General features: G+C 66.9%; 19 protein-coding genes. All 19 read right to left on the bottom strand.

Annotated features, from left to right (window positions below; translation table 11 throughout):
* Positions 1-86 precede the first annotated feature (86 nt).
* Positions 87-1307, bottom strand: a complete 1221-nt coding sequence (locus tag ASD82_RS09070) for an FtsX-like permease family protein (protein ID WP_056717540.1) — start codon at positions 1305-1307, stop codon at positions 87-89.
* A 10-nt stretch (positions 1308-1317) separates the two neighbouring features.
* The gene (locus tag ASD82_RS09065; protein WP_056717506.1) at positions 1318-2619 is read right to left on the bottom strand and encodes an ABC transporter permease; all 1302 of its coding nucleotides are present in this window, start codon (positions 2617-2619) and stop codon (positions 1318-1320) included.
* A gap of 106 nt (positions 2620-2725) precedes the next feature.
* On the bottom strand, positions 2726-3937 hold the full coding sequence (locus ASD82_RS09060; RefSeq protein ID WP_056717505.1) for an FtsX-like permease family protein: 1212 nt from the start codon (positions 3935-3937) through the stop codon (positions 2726-2728).
* Between the two features lie 11 nt (positions 3938-3948).
* On the bottom strand, positions 3949-5268 hold the full coding sequence (locus ASD82_RS09055) for an ABC transporter permease (protein ID WP_056717539.1): 1320 nt from the start codon (positions 5266-5268) through the stop codon (positions 3949-3951).
* A gap of 106 nt (positions 5269-5374) precedes the next feature.
* Positions 5375-6598 (bottom strand): FtsX-like permease family protein, encoded by a 1224-nt coding sequence (locus ASD82_RS09050; RefSeq protein WP_056717504.1) that lies wholly within the window; start codon positions 6596-6598, stop codon positions 5375-5377.
* A gap of 1 nt (position 6599) precedes the next feature.
* Positions 6600-7898, bottom strand: a complete 1299-nt coding sequence (locus ASD82_RS09045) for an ABC transporter permease (protein ID WP_056717503.1) — start codon at positions 7896-7898, stop codon at positions 6600-6602.
* Positions 7899-8003: 105 nt separating this feature from the next.
* Positions 8004-9263 carry an ABC transporter permease gene (locus tag ASD82_RS09040; RefSeq protein WP_056717502.1) on the bottom strand — a complete coding sequence of 420 codons (1260 nt, stop codon included), beginning with the start codon at positions 9261-9263 and terminating at the stop codon, positions 8004-8006.
* 11 nt (positions 9264-9274) lie between these two features.
* Entirely contained in the window at positions 9275-10597 is a 1323-nt protein-coding gene (locus ASD82_RS09035) for an ABC transporter permease (RefSeq protein WP_056717501.1), read from the bottom strand.
* Positions 10598-10652: 55 nt separating this feature from the next.
* On the bottom strand, positions 10653-11885 hold the full coding sequence (locus tag ASD82_RS09030) for an FtsX-like permease family protein (protein ID WP_056717500.1): 1233 nt from the start codon (positions 11883-11885) through the stop codon (positions 10653-10655).
* A 16-nt stretch (positions 11886-11901) separates the two neighbouring features.
* Complete coding sequence (locus ASD82_RS09025; RefSeq protein WP_056717499.1) at positions 11902-13215, bottom strand: ABC transporter permease; 1314 nt, start codon at positions 13213-13215, stop codon at positions 11902-11904.
* 107 nt (positions 13216-13322) lie between these two features.
* Positions 13323-14042, bottom strand: a complete 720-nt coding sequence (locus ASD82_RS09020) for an ABC transporter ATP-binding protein (RefSeq protein WP_056717498.1) — start codon at positions 14040-14042, stop codon at positions 13323-13325.
* Between the two features lie 64 nt (positions 14043-14106).
* Entirely contained in the window at positions 14107-15378 is a 1272-nt protein-coding gene (locus ASD82_RS09015; RefSeq protein ID WP_056717538.1) for an efflux RND transporter periplasmic adaptor subunit, read from the bottom strand.
* A gap of 185 nt (positions 15379-15563) precedes the next feature.
* The gene (locus ASD82_RS09010; protein WP_056717497.1) at positions 15564-16145 is read right to left on the bottom strand and encodes a hypothetical protein; all 582 of its coding nucleotides are present in this window, start codon (positions 16143-16145) and stop codon (positions 15564-15566) included.
* A gap of 101 nt (positions 16146-16246) precedes the next feature.
* Positions 16247-16453, bottom strand: a complete 207-nt coding sequence (locus ASD82_RS09005; RefSeq protein WP_056717496.1) for a hemin uptake protein HemP — start codon at positions 16451-16453, stop codon at positions 16247-16249.
* 84 nt (positions 16454-16537) lie between these two features.
* Entirely contained in the window at positions 16538-17512 is a 975-nt protein-coding gene (locus ASD82_RS09000; RefSeq protein WP_056717495.1) for an aldo/keto reductase, read from the bottom strand.
* Between the two features lie 349 nt (positions 17513-17861).
* The gene (locus tag ASD82_RS08995; RefSeq protein WP_056717494.1) at positions 17862-18365 is read right to left on the bottom strand and encodes a phosphatidylglycerophosphatase A; all 504 of its coding nucleotides are present in this window, start codon (positions 18363-18365) and stop codon (positions 17862-17864) included.
* Entirely contained in the window at positions 18362-19330 is a 969-nt protein-coding gene (gene thiL, locus ASD82_RS08990; RefSeq protein ID WP_056717493.1) for a thiamine-phosphate kinase, read from the bottom strand. Before thiL ends, ASD82_RS08995 begins: the two co-directional genes overlap by 4 nt.
* A 20-nt stretch (positions 19331-19350) precedes the next feature.
* Positions 19351-19794 (bottom strand): transcription antitermination factor NusB, encoded by a 444-nt coding sequence (gene nusB / locus ASD82_RS08985; protein ID WP_056717492.1) that lies wholly within the window; start codon positions 19792-19794, stop codon positions 19351-19353.
* Positions 19791-20255 carry a 6,7-dimethyl-8-ribityllumazine synthase gene (gene ribE / locus ASD82_RS08980; RefSeq protein ID WP_056717491.1) on the bottom strand — a complete coding sequence of 155 codons (465 nt, stop codon included), beginning with the start codon at positions 20253-20255 and terminating at the stop codon, positions 19791-19793. Before ribE ends, nusB begins: the two co-directional genes overlap by 4 nt.
* Between the last annotated feature and the right edge of the window lie 22 nt (positions 20256-20277).

Here is a 20277-nt window from a genome sequence, read left to right as displayed (position 1 = left end):
CGAAACTCCACGTCGGAAAAAGGTTGAATACGGTCGATCGCCGCCGAGCGGCGCCGTGATGGCGGCGGGTGAAGACAGGCACACGGTCACACGCTCCGCGTCGCCACGACCGGCGGTACCGCCGCCGCGCGCAACGCCGGGCCCAGCACGGCCAGCTGGCCCAACGCCCACAGCACCAGCGCCGCGATCGGCAGGTAGAACCATGGCAACCGGGGCAGTTCGTAGTGCTTCATCAACAGCAGGTTCAACGCCACGGCCAACAGCAAGCCGAGCACGATGCCGCCCGTGACGATCAGGAAATTCTCGATCTGGAAGTAGCGGAGGATGTCGCGCCGGGTGGCGCCGATGGCGCGGCGGATGCCGATCTGGTGCGTGCGCTGCTGCACCCAGAAACTGGACAGCCCGACCACGCCCAGCGCGGTCAACGCCAGCAGGCAGCCGATCACCACCAGCAGCAGCCAGATCAGCGCGCGATCATCATGGAAGTAATCCTTCACGGTATCCACGTAGCTGTGGTTGTCGGTGAGGACGCGCTGGTCGTCCACGCCATCCAGCACCCTGGGCAGGTCGCGCTGCACGGTGTCGCGCGCTTCGGGCATGGTGCGCAGCACGTACATGCCACCGGCAAGCGAACGTACCGGCCACAGGAAGCCCGACTCGACGCCCTGGTATTTGGTGATGCTCGGGTTGAGCAGATGCGCGACCACACCGACGACATGCACGGCATGCTGGCCCTTGTCCCCGAGAAAGACGGCCTTGCCGATCGGTGACTGGCCTGGCCACAGCCGTCCGGCCAGCGCCTGCGTGACGATCATGACGGGCGGCGGCGGGTCGTTGAAGCCCTTGTAGTCGACATATTCCGCCGGCAGGAAATCGCGCCCGGCCGAGAGCTGCACCCCCAGCGTGCCAACGTAGCCCGACGTGCCCAGGTACTCCACGAGGTTGCAGACCCGGGCCGCCTTGTCGCCACCCGGGCGGATGCCGAGGCAGGTGCTCCAGTAGTTGCGGCTGAGCGGCAGCGAATTGACCATCGCCACCGCCTTGACTCCCGGCATGCCGCGCAGGGCAGCAAGGTCGGCGGCCGTCTGGCTGGCACGGCTGGCGGGGGTGGCGTCATCGTCGAGGCCGCTGCTTCTGGCCCATACCAGTTCGTTGTCGGCCACGCCCGTGGTCAGCTGCATGGTGCCCAGGCGATCGCCGATCAGGAACAGTGCGTTGGTGACGATGGCGCAGGTCAGCGCGATCTCCAGCACGACCAGGATCACGGTGGTCTTGTGGTGTTTCAGTGCGGCAACGATCGGATGCATGGTCATGCCCTCACTGGATCTTCAACAGGCGGGCCGGCGCCAGGCGGCAGGCGCGCCATGCCGGAAACACCGCGGCCAGCACCGTCGCGCAGACGGCCAGCACGAAGGTCGTCAGCAGCATCGTCGGGTCCAGGTGTGCCAGGGCTGCGTATTGCGCCGGCTGCTGCCGCACGATCCACAAGCCGAACGCGGCCAACAGCAAACCGGCCCCGCCACCGCTCATGCCCACCAGCGAGGCCTCCACCAGCAACTGGGCGAACACCGCCCGCCGCGAGGCCCCCATCGCCCGGCGCACGCTCAACTCGCCGCCGCGGCGCAGGAACTTCACCAGCAGCAGCGCCACGGTGTTGAGCAGGCACACCAGCATGAAACCCAGTGCCAGCAGACCTTGCAGCTGCACGCTGCCAGGCACCACGTGGTTGTAATCCAGCCAGCCCATCACGTCACGCAGGCGCGTGTTGGGCTGCCGGGCGAAGCGACCCAGCGCCTTCTGCTCCTGCGAGTAGTGGGTCAGGAACTCGCGGTAGCCGGCAACCTGTGCCGGCGTATCCAGCTGGACCCAGAATTGGGTCCACACGCAGTCGGCGTTGCGCATGTCGCCATCCTCGGGCATGCGGCCCCAGCAACTGATGCTTCCGGAGGTGCCCTGCTTGAGCGCAATCGCCGTCTCCAGCGGCAGGAAAATTTCCTCGGAGCGGGCATAGCCGCCGTGCGTCAGGTCGTAGTAGTGCGGCACCGGATCCCACGCGTCGATCACGCCGATGACGCGAAAACCATACTTGCCCAGTTGCAGCGACTGCCCCACCGCGCGATCGGCACCGTACAGCTTGTCGGCCAGCTTGCGCGAGAGCACGGCCACCCGCGCCTGCTTCTCGTCGTCCGCCGCGGTCCAGCCGTTGCCGTAGGCGAACGGCACATCGAACATACCGAAGAAGTCGGCCGAGGTGTAGCGCGCATCCGCGAAGAACGCGCGCGCCTTGCCTCCTTCCGGGCGCACCGTCACCTGGCCACCGGTCATCGCCACCTGGCGCACGCCCCGCCCTGCGTGCAACAGGTTCATGGCATCGGTCCAGGTCAGCTGGTCGGGCGGGTCCTCGCCTGCCTTGTAGTCTTCCATGCTCTGCGGATCCAGTTGCGGATAGAACAGCTGGGCGCTGCGATCGGGTATCGGATCGGCGGTCATCACGTGCAGCAGGGTCAGCATCGTCATGCTGGCGCCGATGCCCAGCCCGATCGCCAGCACCATCAGCGCGGTGAGCACCGGGTTGCGCTTCAGGCTGCGCAGCGCGAGATCCATGTAGTAACCGAACATTCCGTTCCCCTTCTTCAACACGCTTTCCGCAGAAGCCCGCTGGCGGGCGACGTCTTGTCCCTTGCCGAAGCCCGAACAGGAATCAGCGGACTCCCGCAGGTCTTCGTCATGATCTTGTCGCCACGACCGGCGGCACCGCCGCCGCGCGCAATGCCGGCCCCAGCACGGACAGCTGGCCCAGCGTCCACAGCACCAGCGCCGCCGCAGGCAGGTAGTACAGCGGCAGGCGCGGCAGTTCGTAGTGCTTCATCAGCACCAGGTTCAGCGCGAATGCCAGCACCATGCCCAGTGCGATCCCGCCGCTGACGATCAGGAAATTCTCGGTCTGGAAGTAATGCAGGATGTCGCGGCGGGTGGCGCCGATGGCGCGACGGATGCCGATCTGCCGACGGCGCTGCTGTACCCAGAAACTGGCCAGGCCGACGATGCCCAGCGCGGTGACCATCAGCATCGCGAAGATCACGCCGACCAACATCGCGGCCATCACGCGGTCGTTCTTGAAGACGTCGTGGCGCAGGTCGGACACGCTCTGGCTGGCTTCCCGATCGATCACCACCTCCGGCACCGCCTTGGCCACCGCCGCGAGTGCGTCGCGCATTACCCGCGGCATGTCGCCCGGGTTGGCCCGCAACAGGTAGCTGCCGGTCAGGTACGGACCCGGCTGCGCCGGCAGGAATACCGACCACTGGCGTTGTTCCGGCGTCCACCCGGTGGGGTCGGGCCGGACCAGATCCTTCAACACGCCGACGACGCGGTAGTGCGACTTCAGCGACCAGAACTCCTTGCCCAGCGGATCGGCGCCCGGCCACAAATGCTCGGCCAGCGCCCGGGTGATCTGGACGCTGCCGCCGTCGGGCATGAAGCCGCTGAAGGCCCGAAAATCGTCGGGTTGCGGCGCGCGCCCGGCGACGACCTTGGCGCCGAGTGCCTCAAGGCTGCCGGGACCGCCCACGTAGAACTCGATCACGCCGCCAAAATGTTCGCCGGCCGCATCGGTCGAAATTCCGGCGGTACCGCGGCGACTGCCGAACGGTATGGAATTGATCGGCGACACCGATTCAACGCCGGGTACGGCGCGCAACGCGGCGAGCGCCCGTGCGTCCACGTCGGCTGCCTGAGCGGAGTCGTAGCCGGTCAGCTGCACCGACGCGAGCGCCGCTTCATCCGCACCACTGACGATGTGCATCGCCGAGACGCGCTGAGAAATGATGAAGCAGGCGTTGCACAGCACCGCGCACGCCAGCGCGATTTCCAGCGCGATCAGGATCGTGGACAGGCGATGCTTGCGCAGCGCGGACAGTATGGGCTTGATCTGCATGGTTCCGATCCTCACAGCGTCTTCAACTGCAGCGCGGGCGCAATCCGGCTGGCCCGCAATGCGGGCAACAGGCCGGCCAGCAGGCTGGCGGCGACGGCGAGCGCAAAGGTCAGCCCGAACATGCCGAGGTCGAGGTGGGCGAGATCGGCATATTCCACGGGCTGCCGCCGCACCAGCCACAGACCCAGCAAGGTCAGCAGCCAGCCGCCGATGCCACCGACGAGGCCCACCATGCCCGCCTCCACCAGGCACTGGGCGAACACCGCGCCGCGACTGGCGCCCAGCGCGCGACGCACGCCGATTTCGCTGCTGCGACGCAGGAACTTGGCCAGCAGCAGGCCGATCATGTTGAACAGGCAGATGGCAAGGAACGCAAAGGCCAGCCAGGTCTGCAGCTTCACGTCGCTGGGCACCACATGGTTGAACACCAGCCACTCCATCAGGCCCGGCATGCGGGTCTGGGTCGTGGCGAACCGCCCGAGCTGCTTTTGCTGCTGCGCATAGTTCGCGACGAAGGCGCGGTAGTCCGCCACCTTGGCGGTGTCATCCAGTTGCACCCACAAGCCGACCCAGACGCACGGAGCATCCTGCAGATGCCCCGGCCTGGGAACGGAACCCCAGCAGGTGAACTGCCAGAAGTTGCCGTCGTTGACGTCAAGCCCGCTGAAAAACGGCATGAACACGTCTTCCGGCTTGCCGTAGAACGATGCTGTCTGGCCTTCGGCGAAGCGCCCGGCGCGGACATCGTAGAAGAGCGGCGAGGGTCGCCACTTCTTCATCACGCCGACGATTCGCACGTCGCTGTCCTTCAGACGCAAGGTCTTGCCCACGCTGTCGGCGCCGCCGAACAGGCGATCGTTGAGGTCGGAGGAAATCACCGCCACGCGCGCACGGCTGGCGGCGTCGGCTGCCGTCCAGGCGCTGCCGTACTGGAACGGCACCTGGAACATTGCAAAGAAGTCGGAGGTCGTGGCCAGCATCGGCACCATCAAGGGCGGCAGCCCGGCATCCGGCGCACGCACCTTGACGTCGCTGCCCGCCATCAAGGCCTGCCGATCCGCGCGATGCGCGCTCCACAGGTCCACCGCCGAGCGGTAGTCGAGCATGTCCAGCGGCCCGCCCTTGGCGTAACCGGCCGGCGAGGCATCCACCTGCGGATAGAAGATCTGCTGGCTGCGACCCGGCAACGGATCACCGGACAGCAGGTGCGTCACCGTCAGCGTGGTCATGCTGGCACCGATGCCGACGGCGATCGCCAGCACCATCAGCGCGGTGAGCATGCGGTTGCGCCTGAGGCTGCGCAGCGCGAGGTCGAGGTAGTAGCCAAACATCATGATCTCCTTTGGAGCCGGGATTCGCGATTCGGGTTTCGGAAGAGCAGCGACGACGCGAGCTTCGGCTTCTGCGTTTCCCCAATCCCGAATCCCGGCCTTCGAATCACACCGAACGCGTCGCCACCACCGGCGGCACGGCTGCCGCGCGCAGGGCCGGTCCCAGAACGGCCAGTTGTCCGATCAGCCACAAGGCGATCGCGCCCATCGGGAAGTACATGCCCGGCAGGCGCGGCAACTCGTAGCGGGTCATCAGGAACAGGTTGATGCCGTAGGCCAGCACCATGCCCAGCACGATGCCGATGGTGGCCAGCAGGAAGTTTTCGGTCTGGAAGTAGTTGAGGATGTTGCGACGGGTCGCACCCAGTGCGCGGCGCACGCCGATGGTGCGGCGGCGTTGCGCCACCCAGAAACTGGCCAGGCCGACGATGCCCAGCGCGGTGACGATCAGCAGCGCGGCGATGACGCCGACCAGGATGCCGGCCATCGCCCGATCGTTCTGGAAGAACGCGCCGCGGATGTCGTCCAGCGTGTCCTTTTGCAGGACGATGCGGTGCGGGTCAGCCTTGCGCAGCACCTTTGCCGCTTCCGAAAGCACCTGCTGGCGCTGGTCGGGGGCCGTGCGCAGCACGTAGCGCGACGCGCTGGCCGCGCTCAATCGCAGGGGGAAGATCATCGTCCACTGCGCCGCGTCGTCGCCCATGAACAGCGACGGCCGGATCAGCGACTGCACCACGCCGATCACGCGCACGGAGGTGTCGCCCAGGTAGATGTTCCTGCCCAGCGCGCTCTGCCCGGGCCACAGGCGCTCGCCCAGCGCCTGGGTGATCACCACCGAGCCGACCTTGTTCTGCAGCTCGGGGTTGCTGCGCATGTCGTCGTAGTCCAGGTATTCGTCGGCGGTGAAATCCCGCCCCGCCACCAGCCGGGCGCCGAAGCTGGCGATCAGGCCCTCGCCCATGTACATGGTGGCGTTGAGCGTGGGCAGCTTCTGCGCGGGATCGAGCTTGATGCTGGTGTTCGACGAGCTGTTGGTGAACGGCACCTGGTTGAGCAGGGCTGCCGCGGTCACGCCGGGAATCTGCCGCAGCAGCGCCAGGTCTTCCTGGGCGCGCGCCTTGCCATTGGCGGGCTTGCCGATGTTGGCGACCTGCACCTGCAGCAGTTCGTGCTCGGCCACGCCGCTGGCCATTTCGGTACGCTGCAGGCGCTGGCTGATCAGGAACACGGCGTTGCAGACGATCGCGCAGGTCAGCGCGATCTCCAGCACCAGCAGCAGCGCCGTGATCTTGTGCCGGCGCAGGGTCGAGAAGATGGGCAGGATGTCCATGTCAGTTGCTCTTCAGTTGCAGCGCGGGAGGAGTCAGGCAGGCGCGCCAGGCCGGCAGCAGGCCGGCCAGCAGGCTGGCCATGACGGCAGCGACGAAGGTGGCCAGCAGCATCGGCAGATCCAGGTGCGCCAGCGCGGCGTAATCCGAGGGCTGCCTGCGCACTAGCCACAGGCCGAGCAAGGCCAGCAGCAGGCCGCCGACGCCGCCGACCAGGCCCACCGCACCGGCTTCGACCAGCAACTGGGCAAACAGCGATCGGCGCGAGGCGCCGAGCGCACGACGAACGCCGAGCTCGCCCGCGCGGCGCAGGAACTTGGCCAGCATCAGGCCCACGGTGTTGACCAGGCACACCAGCAGGAAACCGAACGCCAGCCACACCTGCAGATGCACGTCGCTGGGCACCACCTTGTTGTAGTCCAGCCAGCCCATCACGTCGCGCAGGCGCACATTGGGCGGCCGCTGGAAATGACCCAGCGCCTTCTGCTCCCGCGAATAGTTCAGCAGGAATTCCCGATACGCGGCGGCCTCGGCCGGCGTGTCCAGCTGCACCCAGAATTGCAGCCAGGTGCAGGTGGCGGTTTTCATGTTCTCGCTCGATCCCTTGTCCCAGCAATCGGTGGAACCGTTGCGGGCGAACTTCAGGTCGGTGGCGGTGGCCAGCGGCACGAACACGCCTTCTTTGGCGGAGTAGCTGCCGGTGTTGAGATCGTAGAAATGCGGCGTCGGCCGCCAGCTGTCCAGCACGCCGACGATACGAAACGCCACGTCGTTCATGCGCAGGGTCTGGCCGGTGCTGTCCTTGCCGCCGAACAGCTTGTCGTTGAGTTCGCGGGTGAGCACGGCCACATGGGCGCTGGCCTCGTCGTCGGTCGCGTTCCAGCCCTGCCCGTAGAGAAACGGCACGTCGAACATCGGAAAGAAATCGGCCGTGTTATAGCGCGCATCCTCGAAGAACGGATCGATCGAGGATTGCGCCGGCTGGATCGGCACCGCGCCGCCGGTCATCAAGGCCTGGAAATGGGCGCGTCTGGCCTTCAGCAGGGCCATGCCGTCGATCCAGCTGACCTGCTCCGGCGGTTCGTCCTGCGGCTTGTAGCCGTCCATGTCCTGCGGATCGAGTTGCGGATAGAACAGCTGATGACTCTTGCCGGGCAAGGGATCGCCCGACAGCACGTGCAACACGGTCAGCATGGTCATGCTGGCGCCGATGCCCAGCGCCAGCGCCAGCACCATCAGTGCGGTAAGCGCCTTGTTGCGCTTGAGGCTGCGCAGGGCCAGGTCGAGGTAGTAGGTAAACACCTGCGGTGTCTCCTTCGAAGTGGGAATGGAGAATGGGGAATGGGAAAGGCCAAGGCGGGCGGCTTTTGCTCTACCGATTCCCTGTTCCCCATTCCCCCTTGTTGATCACACTGCCCGCGTCGCCACCACCGGCGGCACGTTGGACGCGCGGCGGGCCGGCACGAACACCGCGGCCTGGCCGATCGCCAGCATCGCCAGCACACCGGTCAGCACGTACAGCACCGGGATGCGGGTCATCTCGTAGTGGTTCATCAGCCACATGTTCAGACTCAGCGCCAGAAGCACGCCGATCACCACGCCGGTGCCGGCGATCAGCAGGTTCTCGATCTGGAAGTAGTGCAGGATGTCGATCTTGCGGGCTCCCAGCGCGCGCCGCACGCCGATCTGCCGATGGCGCTGGCCCACCCAGAAGCTGGTGAGACCGACGATGCCGGCGGCGGTGACGCACAGCAGGATCAGCGCGACCACACCCATCAGGATCGCCATGCCGCGATCGGCCTGGTAGGCCTTGTCGCGGATCTGGGCGAACGAGCGCACGCTGTCGTCATCCAGCACGCGCATGGGGTTGACCTTGTACAACGCCGGCGTCACCGCGCGCATCACCGCGTCCAGTTGGCCGGGTTTGGCACGTATCGCGTAACGCGAGAAGTTCGCGTCCAGACGGGTCGGCACCAGCGTCGCGTTCCACACGAAGCTGTTGGTCCAGGTGCCGGTACCGGGTACCTGCATGCGCTCGACCATGCCAACGACGGTGGTGGGTTTGGTCGACCCGTTGAGATAGATCACCTTGCCCAGCGCGTCGCCCTTCGGGAACAGTTTGTCGGCCAGTGCCTTGGTCAGTATCACCACTGACGGCTCGCTGTTGTCGCGGAAGCCCTGGTGCCCCACGTCGGCGGCGGTGAAGTTGCGCCCTGCCACCAGGCGCAGGCCCAGGGTGGAGAGTGCCTGATCGTCGCTGAAGTAGTAGGTGGTGCGGGTGCCATGGAAACTGCCCTGGTTGGTGTCCCCGGGCTTGTGGTCGACCGCGCCGTTCCACGACGAATTGAGCAACGGCAGCGAGTTGATCGGCGCCACCGAGGCCACGCCCGGCAGCGCGCGCAGGGCGGCCAGGTCGGTCAGTTGCAGGCTGTCGAGCTTTTCCACGCTGGCGGCGTCGTCGCCGCTCGGCGCGCCCACCCATTGCTGGCTGACCAGCATCAGGTTGCTCTCGTCCAGGCCGGTCGGCCGGTTCACCCGTTCGATGCGCTGGCCGATGATGAACACCGCGTTGCAGACGATCGCCAACGTCAGCGCGATCTGCAGTGCGATCAACACCACGCCGGCCTTGTGCTTGCGCAGTGCCGCGAGGATGGGATGCATGGTCATGGGCATAATCCTCAATTGCTCTTCAGTTGCCACGCGGGTTGCACGCGTGATGCACGGAACGTGGGGTAGAGCCCGGCCAGCAGGGTGGCCAGCACGGCGACCACCAGGGTGACGACGAGCAGGGACAGGTCCAGCCGCGCCAGATCGGAAATGCTCTTGGGCAACACCATGCCCACGCTGGCCACGCCGACACCGGTCAGCAGCAGGCCCAGCACGCCGCCGGTCAGGCCGACCACGCCAGCCTCGGTGAGGAACTGCAGATAGATCGCCTTGCGTGGCGCACCCAGCGCGCGACGCACGCCGATCTCGCCGCTGCGGCGCAGGAACTTGGCCAGCAGCAGGCCCACCGTATTCACCAGGCAGACCAGCAGCAGGCCCAGCGCCACCAGCAGCGACACCTTGGTGTCGCTGGGCACGACCTGCTCATGGTCGAGGAAAGCCGGCAGGTCGCGCAGCTTGTTGTTCGGTGCCCAGGTGAACCGGCCGGCCGTCTGCTGCGCACGCGCATAGCCGTCCAGATACTGGCGATAGGCGGTCACCGAGGCAGCGTCTTCCAGCTCGGCCATGTAGGCGATCCAGATGCAGCTGGATTGCTGCAGGCCGACGAAGCCCGACTCCTTCGGCGTTTCGCTGCAGTTGGTGTTGCCGTCGTTGGGGATGCCCACGGCGATGGCGCGCTCGAAGGGAATGAACACGTCCTCGACCTGCTCGCTGAAGCCGCCGGTGTTGACCACGTCGTAGAAGCGCGGCTGCGGATTCCAGTTGTCCAGCACGCCGGACACACGGTAGTCCTTGCCCTCGATGTTCACCGTCTTGCCCACGCTGTTGACCGCGCCGAACAGCTTTTCGTTGAGCTTGCTGCTGATCACCACCACCGCTGCGCGCTGCGCATCGTCCTGCGCATCCCAGCCGCTGCCGTACAGGAACGGCGCGTCGAGCATCGGGAAGAACTCGCTGTAGACGGCGTGGCCGCCCACGTTGAGCGGATGCTTGCCGGCCTGCGCCGGCACCACCGAAGGCGAGATCTGGTACATCGCCGACTGACGCTTGGCCCGGTGGTCGCGCATCAGCGCCATTGCGTCGGTGTAGTTCATCGCGTCCTGCGGCTCGTTGTCGTCGCCGCCGCGGTGCCCCTTCGGTCCCCAGGCGTCGATCTGCGGCACGAACAGCTGCGACGACTTCCACGGGATCGGGTCGCCCGACACGGCGCGGAACACCGACCAGGTGGTCATCGACGCGGCCACGCCGAAGCCGATCGCCAGCACCATCAGCGCGGTCAGGCCGGGACTTCGTTTCAGGCTGCGCAGGGCCAGTTCGAGGTAGTAGGCAAGCATTCCGTTCACTCCGAGGTTTGTCTTCTCCCCTGCCCTGCAGGGAGGAAATGAGAACTCACACGCTCCGTGTCGCCTCCACCGGCGACACGCGCGAAGCACGCAGCGCTGGTGCCAGCACCGCGCCCTGGCCCAACACCAGCAACGCCGCCACCCCGGCCACGACATAGGCCAGCGACAACCGCGCCATTTCGAACTGGGTCACCATCCACAGGTTGATGCCGATCGCCAGCACCGCACCCGCCAGCACGCCGCCGATCCCGATCAGCAGGTTTTCGGTGAGGAAGTAGCTTAGGATGTCGCCGCGGGTGGCGCCCAGCGCACGACGCACGCCGATCTGCTTGCGCCGCTGGCCGACCCAGAAGCTGGTCAGGCCCACGATGCCGGCGGCGGTGATCGCCAGCAGCACGACGCTGATGATGCCCATCAGGATCGCCATGCCCACGTCACGTTCGTAAGCCCGCTGGCGCACCTGGGCGAAGCTCATCACGCCATCCTCGTGGTCGATGATGCGCATGCGGCTCTGCGCGAACAACGCTTTCGGCGCGTCGCGCATCGCGGCGTCGAGCTGGCCGGGCTTCGCCCGCACCAGGTAGTAGGTGTAGTCATTCAACAGGCGCGCAGGGATCAGCACCGCGTTGTACGCATACGGCCCGGCCCAGCTGCCGGTCATGTGCGCCTGCAAGGTGTCGGTGATGCCGATGATGGTGGATGGCGCGTGGCCCATCGACACATAGATGGTCTTGCCCAGCGCCGATCCCTGCGGGAACAACCGCTGCGCCAGGTCCCTGCTGATGATCACCTGGGCGGAGTGCATCGCGTCGCGGGGTTTCTGCGCGGCGATTTCGCTGGCGGTGAAATTGCGCCCCGCGATCAGGCGCGTGCCCAGCGTCGCCAGGGTGTGGTCGTCGGAAAAAAAGATCGCCGAGTCGGTGGTCATCTTGACCTGGTCCGGCTGCAGCTTGATGAAATTGTCCCAGCCGGTGCCACGCAGCGGAAAGCTGTTGGTCGAGGCGGCGTCCTGCACGCTGCCGAGCTGGCGCAGGGCGATCAGATCAGCCTGCATCTGCGCGTCGATGCGCTGCGTGTCGGACTTGTCGGCCCAGTCGCTGCGGATCACGAACAGGTTGTTCTCGCTCACTCCGCTGGGACGCGACATCCGCGTGATGCGCTGCTGGATGATGAACAGCGCGTTGCAGACGATCGCCAGGGTCAGCGCGATCTGCAGCGCGATCAGCACGGTGCCGGCCTTGTGGTGGCGCATCGCGGCGAGGATGGGTTTGATCTGCATGATGGTCTGGCCCTCCTCAGTTGGATTTCAGCTGCCATGCCGGCTGCACCTGCGCGGCGCGCCAGGTGGGGTAGAACGCGGCCAGCACGGTGGCCGCGATCGCCACCAGCAGGGTCATCGCCACCAGCGAGAAATCCAGATGCGCAAGCCGGGCGATCTCCGGCTCGAACAGCAGGCCGACGCCGAACATGCCCAGTGCGGTGAGCAGCAAGCCGAGCACGCCACCGGCCAGACCCACGGCGCCGGCCTCGATCAGGAACTGGTGGTAGATCTCGCGCCGCGGCGCACCCAGCGCGCGGCGCACGCCGATCTCGGCGGCGCGGCGCATGAACTTGGCCAGCAGCAGGCCAATGGTGTTGACCAGGCAGATCGCGAAGAAGCCCAGTGCCACCATCAGCGAGATGCGGCTTTCCGGCGGCACCACCTGCTTGTAGTCGAGCCAGTCATTGACGTCGCGCAGGCGCACGTTCGGCGCCCAGTGGAAGCGGCCGGCGCGTTGCTGGTCGGCAGCATAGTGGGTCAGGAATTCGCGGTAGCTGTTCGCGGCGGCCGGATCGGCCAGTTCCACCCACACCGGGATCCACACGCATTCGCCGTGCAGCCAGGCTTCGCGGCCGACACCGAAATCCGTATTGCTGCCGCAATTGTTGCGCCCGGCGGTGTCCATCGCCACATCGATCGCCCGGGTGAACGGCAGGTACAACTGCACCGGATCGCCGAAGGCATTGCTGCTGAACAGGTCGTAGAAGCGCGGCTTCGGATCCCAGTGCGCGGTCACCCCGACGATGCGGTAGCTGTGCCGATCCATGGTGATCTCTCGGCCCACGCTGTTGGCGCCGTTGAAAAGCTGCTGGTTGAGCTCGTGGCTGATCACCGCCACGGCAGCGCGGCCATCGTCGTCGCCGGCATGCCAGGCGCCGCCGTACTCGAACGGCACGTCGAACATGTTGAAGAAGTCGGCGTTGGTGGCGTAGCCATCGGCGATGAACGGCAGACTCTGGTTGCCCTCGGGCAGCACCGACGGCGCCACGTTGTAGAACAGTGTCTGGTGCGTGGCCTTGCGCGCCGCGACCAGGGCGGTGGCGTCGGTATAGGTGAGTGCCTCGGGCGGCTCGCCGTTGTCGTTGTACTGCGGACCGCGGTTGTCGATCAGCACCGTGTACAGCTGCGAGGATTTGGCCGGGATCGGATCACCCGACACCGCGCGGAACACCGACCAGGTGATCATCGACGCGGCCACGCCAAAGCCCACCGCCATCACCATCAGCGCCGTGAGCATGGGGTTGCGCCGCAAACTGCGCAGGCCGAGTTGAAGGTAGTAAGCGAACATGTCGAGTTCCGGGATGGGGGGATGGGGAATCGGGAGTGGGAAAGCGGTGGCCTCGCGAGCATTTGCTCTCAACGATTCCCTATTCCCAACTCCCCATTTCCTGTCTCTCAGCCATGCGCCCCGTCGGCGGCCGCGTGCACGCTGTGGAAGCGCGGGTCCTCGGACAACTCGACCACCTGGCCGTCGATGATGTGCACGTTGCGCTGGGCACGGGCGGCCAGCTCCGGGTCGTGCGTGACCATCACGATGGTGGCGCCGTCGCGGTGGATTTCCTCGAGCAGTTCGAGCACGCCGCGGGCCATCTGGGTGTCCAGGTTGCCGGTCGGTTCGTCGGCCAGCAGCAGGCGCGGCGAGCCGGCCAGCGCACGGGCGATCGCCACGCGCTGCTGCTGGCCGCCGGAGAGTTCGGCCGGGTAGTGCTTGGCGCGCGAGGCGAGGCCGACGCGCTCCAGCGACTCCATGATCCGCTGCTTGCGCTCTGCCGCCTTCATGCCGCGATAGCGCAGCGGCACCTCGATGTTGTCGAACACGTTGAGGTCGGGGATCAGGTTGAACGCCTGGAAGATGAAGCCAATCTTCTCGTTGCGGATCTTCGAACGGGCGTTGTCGTTGAGGTTGCTCACCTCGATGCCGTCGAGGTGGTACGCGCCGCCGGTGAAGGTTTCCAGCAGGCCTGCGATGGTCAGGAAGGTGGTCTTGCCCGAGCCGGACGGACCGGTGACGGCGACAAACTCGCCCTCCTTCACGTCGATGTTGAAATCGCGCAGCGCATAGGTCTCCACCACTTCGGTGCGGTAGACCTTGGACAGGTGGGTCATCTTCAGCATGGTTACGTCCTTTGGTGGTGGTGTTGTTTTGCCCTCCCCTGCACGCAGGGGAGGGAGAAAGTCTTTAGTTGCTTATCGCGACCGTGGCCGCGCTCTTGAAGCTGTCGGTGCCGGAGATCACGATGCGGTCGCCTTCCTTCAGGCCTTCGAGGATCTCCACCTTGTCGATGCTGGAGGCACCGACGCGGATCGGGGTTTTCTTGGCGATGCCGTCGCGCACCAGGTAGGCGTAGCTGCCGCCGGATTCGTCGACGAAGGAGCCGCGCTGCACGGTCAGCACGTTGTCGCGCTTGTCCAGCAGCACGCGCACCGACAGGCGCTGGTTCTGGCGCAGCTGCTTCGGCGTCTCGCCCTCGAAGCGCAGGCGGGCGGCGACCTGGCCGTTGACCACTTCGGGCGAGATCGCGCTGACCAGGCCCTTCCAGGTGTGGCCGTTGCCGCTGATCTCGCCGGCCATGCCGATGCCGAGGTCGCGGGCGAAGCTTTCCGGCACCTGCATCTCCACCTGCAGCGCAGACAGGTCGATCACGCTAAGCAGCTGGGCATCCTTGGCCACGGTGGCGCGCTCGGCGATGAACAGCTGGCCGACCTGGCCGTCCACTGGCGACTTCACGTTGAGGTCGTCGACCTGACGCTGCAGGTCCTTCACCAGCAGCAGCTGGCGCTCGTGCGCAAGCTTCTTCGACTGGATGTCGAAGTTGAGGCTGGCGTTGTCCATGCCCAGGTCCGCCTGCGCATGCTGCAGGGTGATCTTCGCCTTCTGCAGCGCGTCCTTGGCGCGGTCCACGTCCATCCCCGGCACGGCACCCTTGGCAAAGGCCTTCTGGTTGCGGTCGAGATCGCGCTCGGCAGCCTGCTCGTCGATCCTGCCGTTGTCGAATGCCTTCTGCAGTTCGCCGCGCTTCTTGCGCGCGTCGATCTGCGCGCGCTGGTAATCCACTTCCATCGCGTCGGCGTTGCTCTGTTCCTGCGCCAGCTTGTTGGTCAGCTCGGGGCTGACGATGGTCGCCAGCACCTGGCCGATCTTCACCGTGTCGCCGGCGTGCACCTTCAGTGTGACCGCACCACCGGAAGTGGCGTACAGGGTCGGGCTGACCGCCGCGACCACCTTGCCTTCGGCGGCGATGTCGCGCACGAACGGGCCGCGTTCGACGGTGGCGAACGCCAGCCGCGAACTGCTCACCGACGCGGAGGCCGAGAACATCCGGCTGATCCCTGGCGCCAGCCAGGCCAGCAGGGCCAGCACCAGCACGCCGGCGCCCGCCAGGATCAGCCGGCGTTTGGGATGGGATTTGACCTGGACCAGTTTGTCCTGCGCAGAAGTGTCGCGAATCATCATGCCGTTCCTGACCGCGGACAGCGCGGTTGCAGGCAGGTCGATGCAATCCGCGTGCCACCATCGGCACGCAGAAATATTCGAACTTCTTCAATGACTTCCGCAACACCGCGCGGCCGTCTCCGGTGTCCGCGGACACTCGACGGACGGTCGGACGAACATGCGGGACCCGCGGCTTTCGCGAGCTAGTCGCTGCTGGCCAGTTGCAGCGGCACCGCCTCGGCCAGTGCGATCTGGCCGGCGACTTGCCTGCCCAGCGGCGAGATCGGCAGGCACGGTTGGGCGCCCAGCACGACGAGGCCGCCCAGCCTGCGGGCGTGGAAGCGCAGCACCTTCGCGTACACCGGACGCGGCTGGCGCAGTCGGCGCGAAGGTCGATTTCCCGGCGTCGCCCGACCGTGATCGAGCAATCGATCCCACGCCAGGTAGTCGGTGTCCGGCAACAGATGCAGGCGGGCACAACCGCGGTCTTCGCGATCCAGACATTCGATCCACTCGCGCGGACCTTCGCTGGTGATCGTGCCGGCGGCGGCCAGGCTGCGGGTCTGCAGCAGCGGCGCCAGCTGCATCATGTCGACCAGCAGGCCGCGGGGCCATTCGCGCAACAGCGTGCCGTCGGGCCGCATCGGCACGTAGAGCACGCTGCCCAGTTCGGGCAGGCGCTCGACCAGCTGCGCCGGCGTCGTGCGCAGGCAGCGCCAATGGATGGCCGGGGCCGGCCTGGCCCGCCGCAGATCCTGCAGCCGATGGACTGGCGGAACGAACATCGATCACCTCGGGCGGAATGGCCCGGCGGGCGCCGCAAGCGACGCGCTGGCTGAGGCTGGGGGAGATGTGCGCCGCCCACCCGGACGCGGACGACGCAGGGCTATTTGGTCAGGATCAGCTTGTCGTTGCGGGTGAGGCGCAGGTGGTACTCGCTGCCCTGATGCTGGATCACCAGCTCGCGCTCGCCTTCCAGCAGCGCGTGGCTGGAAACGCGTCGCGCAGCCACCGGCGACGTGGCGGGCAACGCCAGCACCGGCCGCTGGATCGACCGGGATGGCATGGAATGGCTCAGTGACAGGACGGACATGGGCAAATCCACGAAAGAAGAGTGACGGCTTTGATGATAATGATTCTCATTAGCCTGTCAACCGCCCTGCCCGCCCGCGTGCAGTCAGGCGGCTTCGACGATCGTCCTGATCCGCTGCGCCAGCGTTGCGTCCAGCTTCGGCAACACTTCCAGCGCGCCCAGATTCTGTTCCAGCTGCTCACGCCGGCTCGCGCCCAGCATCACCGTGGACACATGCGGATTGAGCAGGCACCAGGCGATCGAGAGTTGCGCCAGGCTGCCACCCAGCTCATCGGCGATCGGCTGCAGGGCGCGCACCTTGCGCAGCCGCTCGTCACCCTTGCCCAGCACGCTTTCGCGCAACCACGCGTAATCCGGCTGCGCCAGGCGCGAGTCCGCCGGCACGCCATCGTTGTACTTGCCGCTGAGCAGGCCCGAGCCCAGCGGCGACCAGATCGTGGTGCCCATGCCGTACGCCGCATACAGCGGCGCGTACTCCTGTTCCACCCGTTCGCGGTGCAGCAGGTTGTATTGCGGCTGCTCCATCACCGGAGCGTATAGATGGTTCTCGCGGGCGATCCGGTGCGCCTCGTGGATCGCCTCGGCCGGCCATTCGCTGGTGCCCCAGTACAGCACCTTGCCCTGGCGCACCAGCGTGTCCATCGCCATCACCGTCTCGGCGATCGGCGACTCCGGATCGGGGCGATGGCAGAAGTACAGATCCAGGTAATCCACGCGCAAGCGCTGCAGCGCCTGCGTGCAGGCTTCCATCACGTGCTTGCGCGACAGCCCGCGCTGGGTCGGCAGCGGCTTGTCCACCGCGCCGAAGAACACCTTGCTGGACACGCAGTAACTGTCGCGTGGAAAGCGCAGGTCAGCCAGCACGTCGCCCATCACCTGCTCGGCCACGCCGTTGTTGTAGGTCTCCGCGTTGTCGAAGAAATTCACCCCGCGATCGTGCGCCAGCGCCAGCAGCTCGCGCGCCTCCCCGCGCCCCACCTGCTTGCCGAAGGTGACCCAGGCGCCGAACGACAGCGCGGAAAGTTGCAGGCCGGACGTACCGAGGCGGCGGTATTGCATGGGAGGACTCCTGAACGGGGAACTGAAAGTCTACGCCCTGGGCACGTGACGGGCGGTTGCTCGCCGCGTGGCGACAACGATCCTTTCCACTCCGCCGCTGCGCGGCTATGCCCAAGGAGATCGAGGTGCGGCGGGCCGCGCATCACGGGCCTGAACCCGAACCCCGTTCGGGCTGAGCGTAGCGTCGCAGGTGCGCACGTGGAGAGCGACCAAGGATGGTCGCAGCTTTGGGGAGCGAGGAAGTCGAAGCCGCGCCTGCGGAATGACATTCGGCCTCGGAACGCCCTGCGGCGGCGCGGAAAGGGCGCCGCTTTCGTATGGAAACGTGGCCGCGGCCCCAGCGCCCGTCCTACAGGAAGCGGATGGCCAGCGCCAGCACAATGGCCGCAAACACGCCGGCGATCACGTCGTCGATCATCACGCCGAAGCCGCTTTTCACGCGGCGGTCCAGCCAGCGGATCGGCCAGGGCTTCCACACGTCGAACAGGCGGAACAGGACGAAGCCGACGGCGATCGTCCACCACGGCGCCGGCAGCACCAGCAGCGGCAGCAGCGCGATCCACTGGCCGATGAATTCGTCCCAGACCAGGCTGCGGTGATCGTCGACGCCGAGCGCGCGGCCGGCCGCGGTGCATGCCCATACGCCGAGCGCGAAACCTGCCAGCACGATCACCACGTAGATCGGCAACGACAGTTCGCGCAGCCACAACCACGGCAGCAGCGCGGCCAGCGAGCCGAACGTGCCTTGCGCCACCGGCGCCAGGCCCGAGCCGAAACCCGAGGCCAGCCAGCCGGCGGGCGTGGCCAGCAAGGCGCGACGTTGCTCGGTGCTCAAGGTTTTCTTTGCGCTCACGCGAAATGCTCCCAGCCGGGCCGATCCGTGTTCATCCACTCGCCATCGAGGCCGCGCACGCGCACGCCGGCGCCTTCGACGATGCGCCCGATCCGGGTCGCGCCACAGCCCAGCCGTGACAGGTCGGCCTGCACGTCGGCCACCCGCGCCGCCGGCACGGTGAAGCAGAGTTCGTAATCGTCGCCGCCGCCCAGCGCGCACTGCAGCGCAGCCGCTTCGTCGTACAGCGCCATCAATGCCGAGGATCGCGGCAGCAGTGCCGCGTCGATTTCCGCGGCTACGCCGCTGCTGTTGCAGATGTGACCGAGGTCGGCGACCAGGCCGTCGGAGACGTCGACGCAGGCGCTGGCCTGGCCGCGCAGGGCGACGCCGGCGGACAGGCGCGGTGTGGGCCGGTTGAGCCGTTCGATCAGGAAGGCACGCAGGCCGGCGCGGGTGTCGTCATCGGACAGCGGTTGCTGCAACGCCTGCAAACCCGCCGCGGCATCGCCCAGCGTGCCGGTCACCAGCACCGCGTCGCCGACGCGCGCGCCACCCCGGATCAATGCCTTGCCCGGCGGCACGAAGCCATGCACGGTTACGCTGATCGCCAGCGGACCGCGCGTCGTGTCGCCGCCGACCAAGGCGAGTCGATGCGGCCTGGCCAGTTTGCCGAAGCCTTCGGCAAAACCTTCGACGAAGTCGGCATCCGCCTTGGGCAGGGTCAGCCCCAGCAAGGCCCACGCCGGGCTGGCACCCATCGCGGCAAGGTCGGAAAGATTCACCGCCAGCGCCTTCCAGCCGATGTCGGCGGCAGCCGTGCCGCGGGGGAAATGCACGCCCTCGACCAGGGTGTCCAGCGCGACCGCCAGATGCTGTCCGACCGGCGGCAGCAGCAGCGCGGCGTCGTCGCCGATGCCCAGCTGCACGTCGTCACGCGCCTGGGCGGTGAGTTCGCGGATGCGTTCGATCAGTCGGAATTCCATCGGCCGGCCCCGGTCGGTGGTCAGCGGCCGTGCTGCTTCTCGATCACGCGCAACTCGCCGGCCAGCTTGTCCAGCACGCCGTTGACGTAGCTGTGGCCGTGGTCGGCACCGAAGCGCTTGGTCACCTCGATCGCCTCGTTGATGACCACCCGGTATGGCACGTCGGGGCGGAACTTCAGTTCATACGCGGCCAGGCGCAGGGCCGCGCGCTCGATCGGATCGACCTGGGCCACCTCGCGGTCGATGTGCGGCCGCAGGACTTCGTCGAGCGCGTCGACGTTCTTCTCCACGCCGTGCAGCAGGTCCTCGAAATACTCCAGGTCGGCCACTTCCATGTCCTGCTCGTGGCGGAACTGGTCGATCACCGCATTCATGTGGCTGCCGCTGAGCTGCCACGCGTACAACGCCTGAAGCGCGCGGCGGCGGGCGCGCGAGCGCGCCTGCATGTCGATGCCCTGGTTCATCCGAGGTTCCCGTACAGGTTGACCATCTCCAGCGCGGCGATCGCGGCGTCGGCGCCCTTGTTGCCGGCCTTGGTGCCCGAGCGCTCGATCGCCTGCTCGATGCTGTCGGTGGTCAGCACGCCGAACGCCACCGGCACCCCGGAGCTGTACGCGGCCTGGGCCAGGCCCTTGGCGCATTCGCCGGCGACGTAGTCGAAGTGCGGAGTGGAACCGCGGATCACCGCGCCCAGCGCGATCACCGCCGCGTACTTGCCGGAGTTGGCCAGCTTGTGCGCGGCCAGCGCGATTTCCCACGCGCCCGGCACGCGGATCAGGTCGATCGCATCGTCCTTGACGCCGTGGCGCACCAGCGCATCACGGGCGCCGGCCACCAGTGGTTCCACCACGAAGCCGTTGAAACGGCCGGCGACGATGGCGAAACGGCCCTTGGGCGTGGCGAAATCGCCTTCGATGATCTTCATTGCAGATTTCCTTGGTTGGACG

Source organism: Rhodanobacter sp. Root179 (assembly GCF_001428465.1).
Taxonomy (GTDB): Bacteria; Pseudomonadota; Gammaproteobacteria; order Xanthomonadales; family Rhodanobacteraceae; genus Rhodanobacter.
The sequence above is the reverse complement of the archived record's forward strand: the minus strand, read 5'-3'. Positions and strand labels throughout refer to the sequence as shown.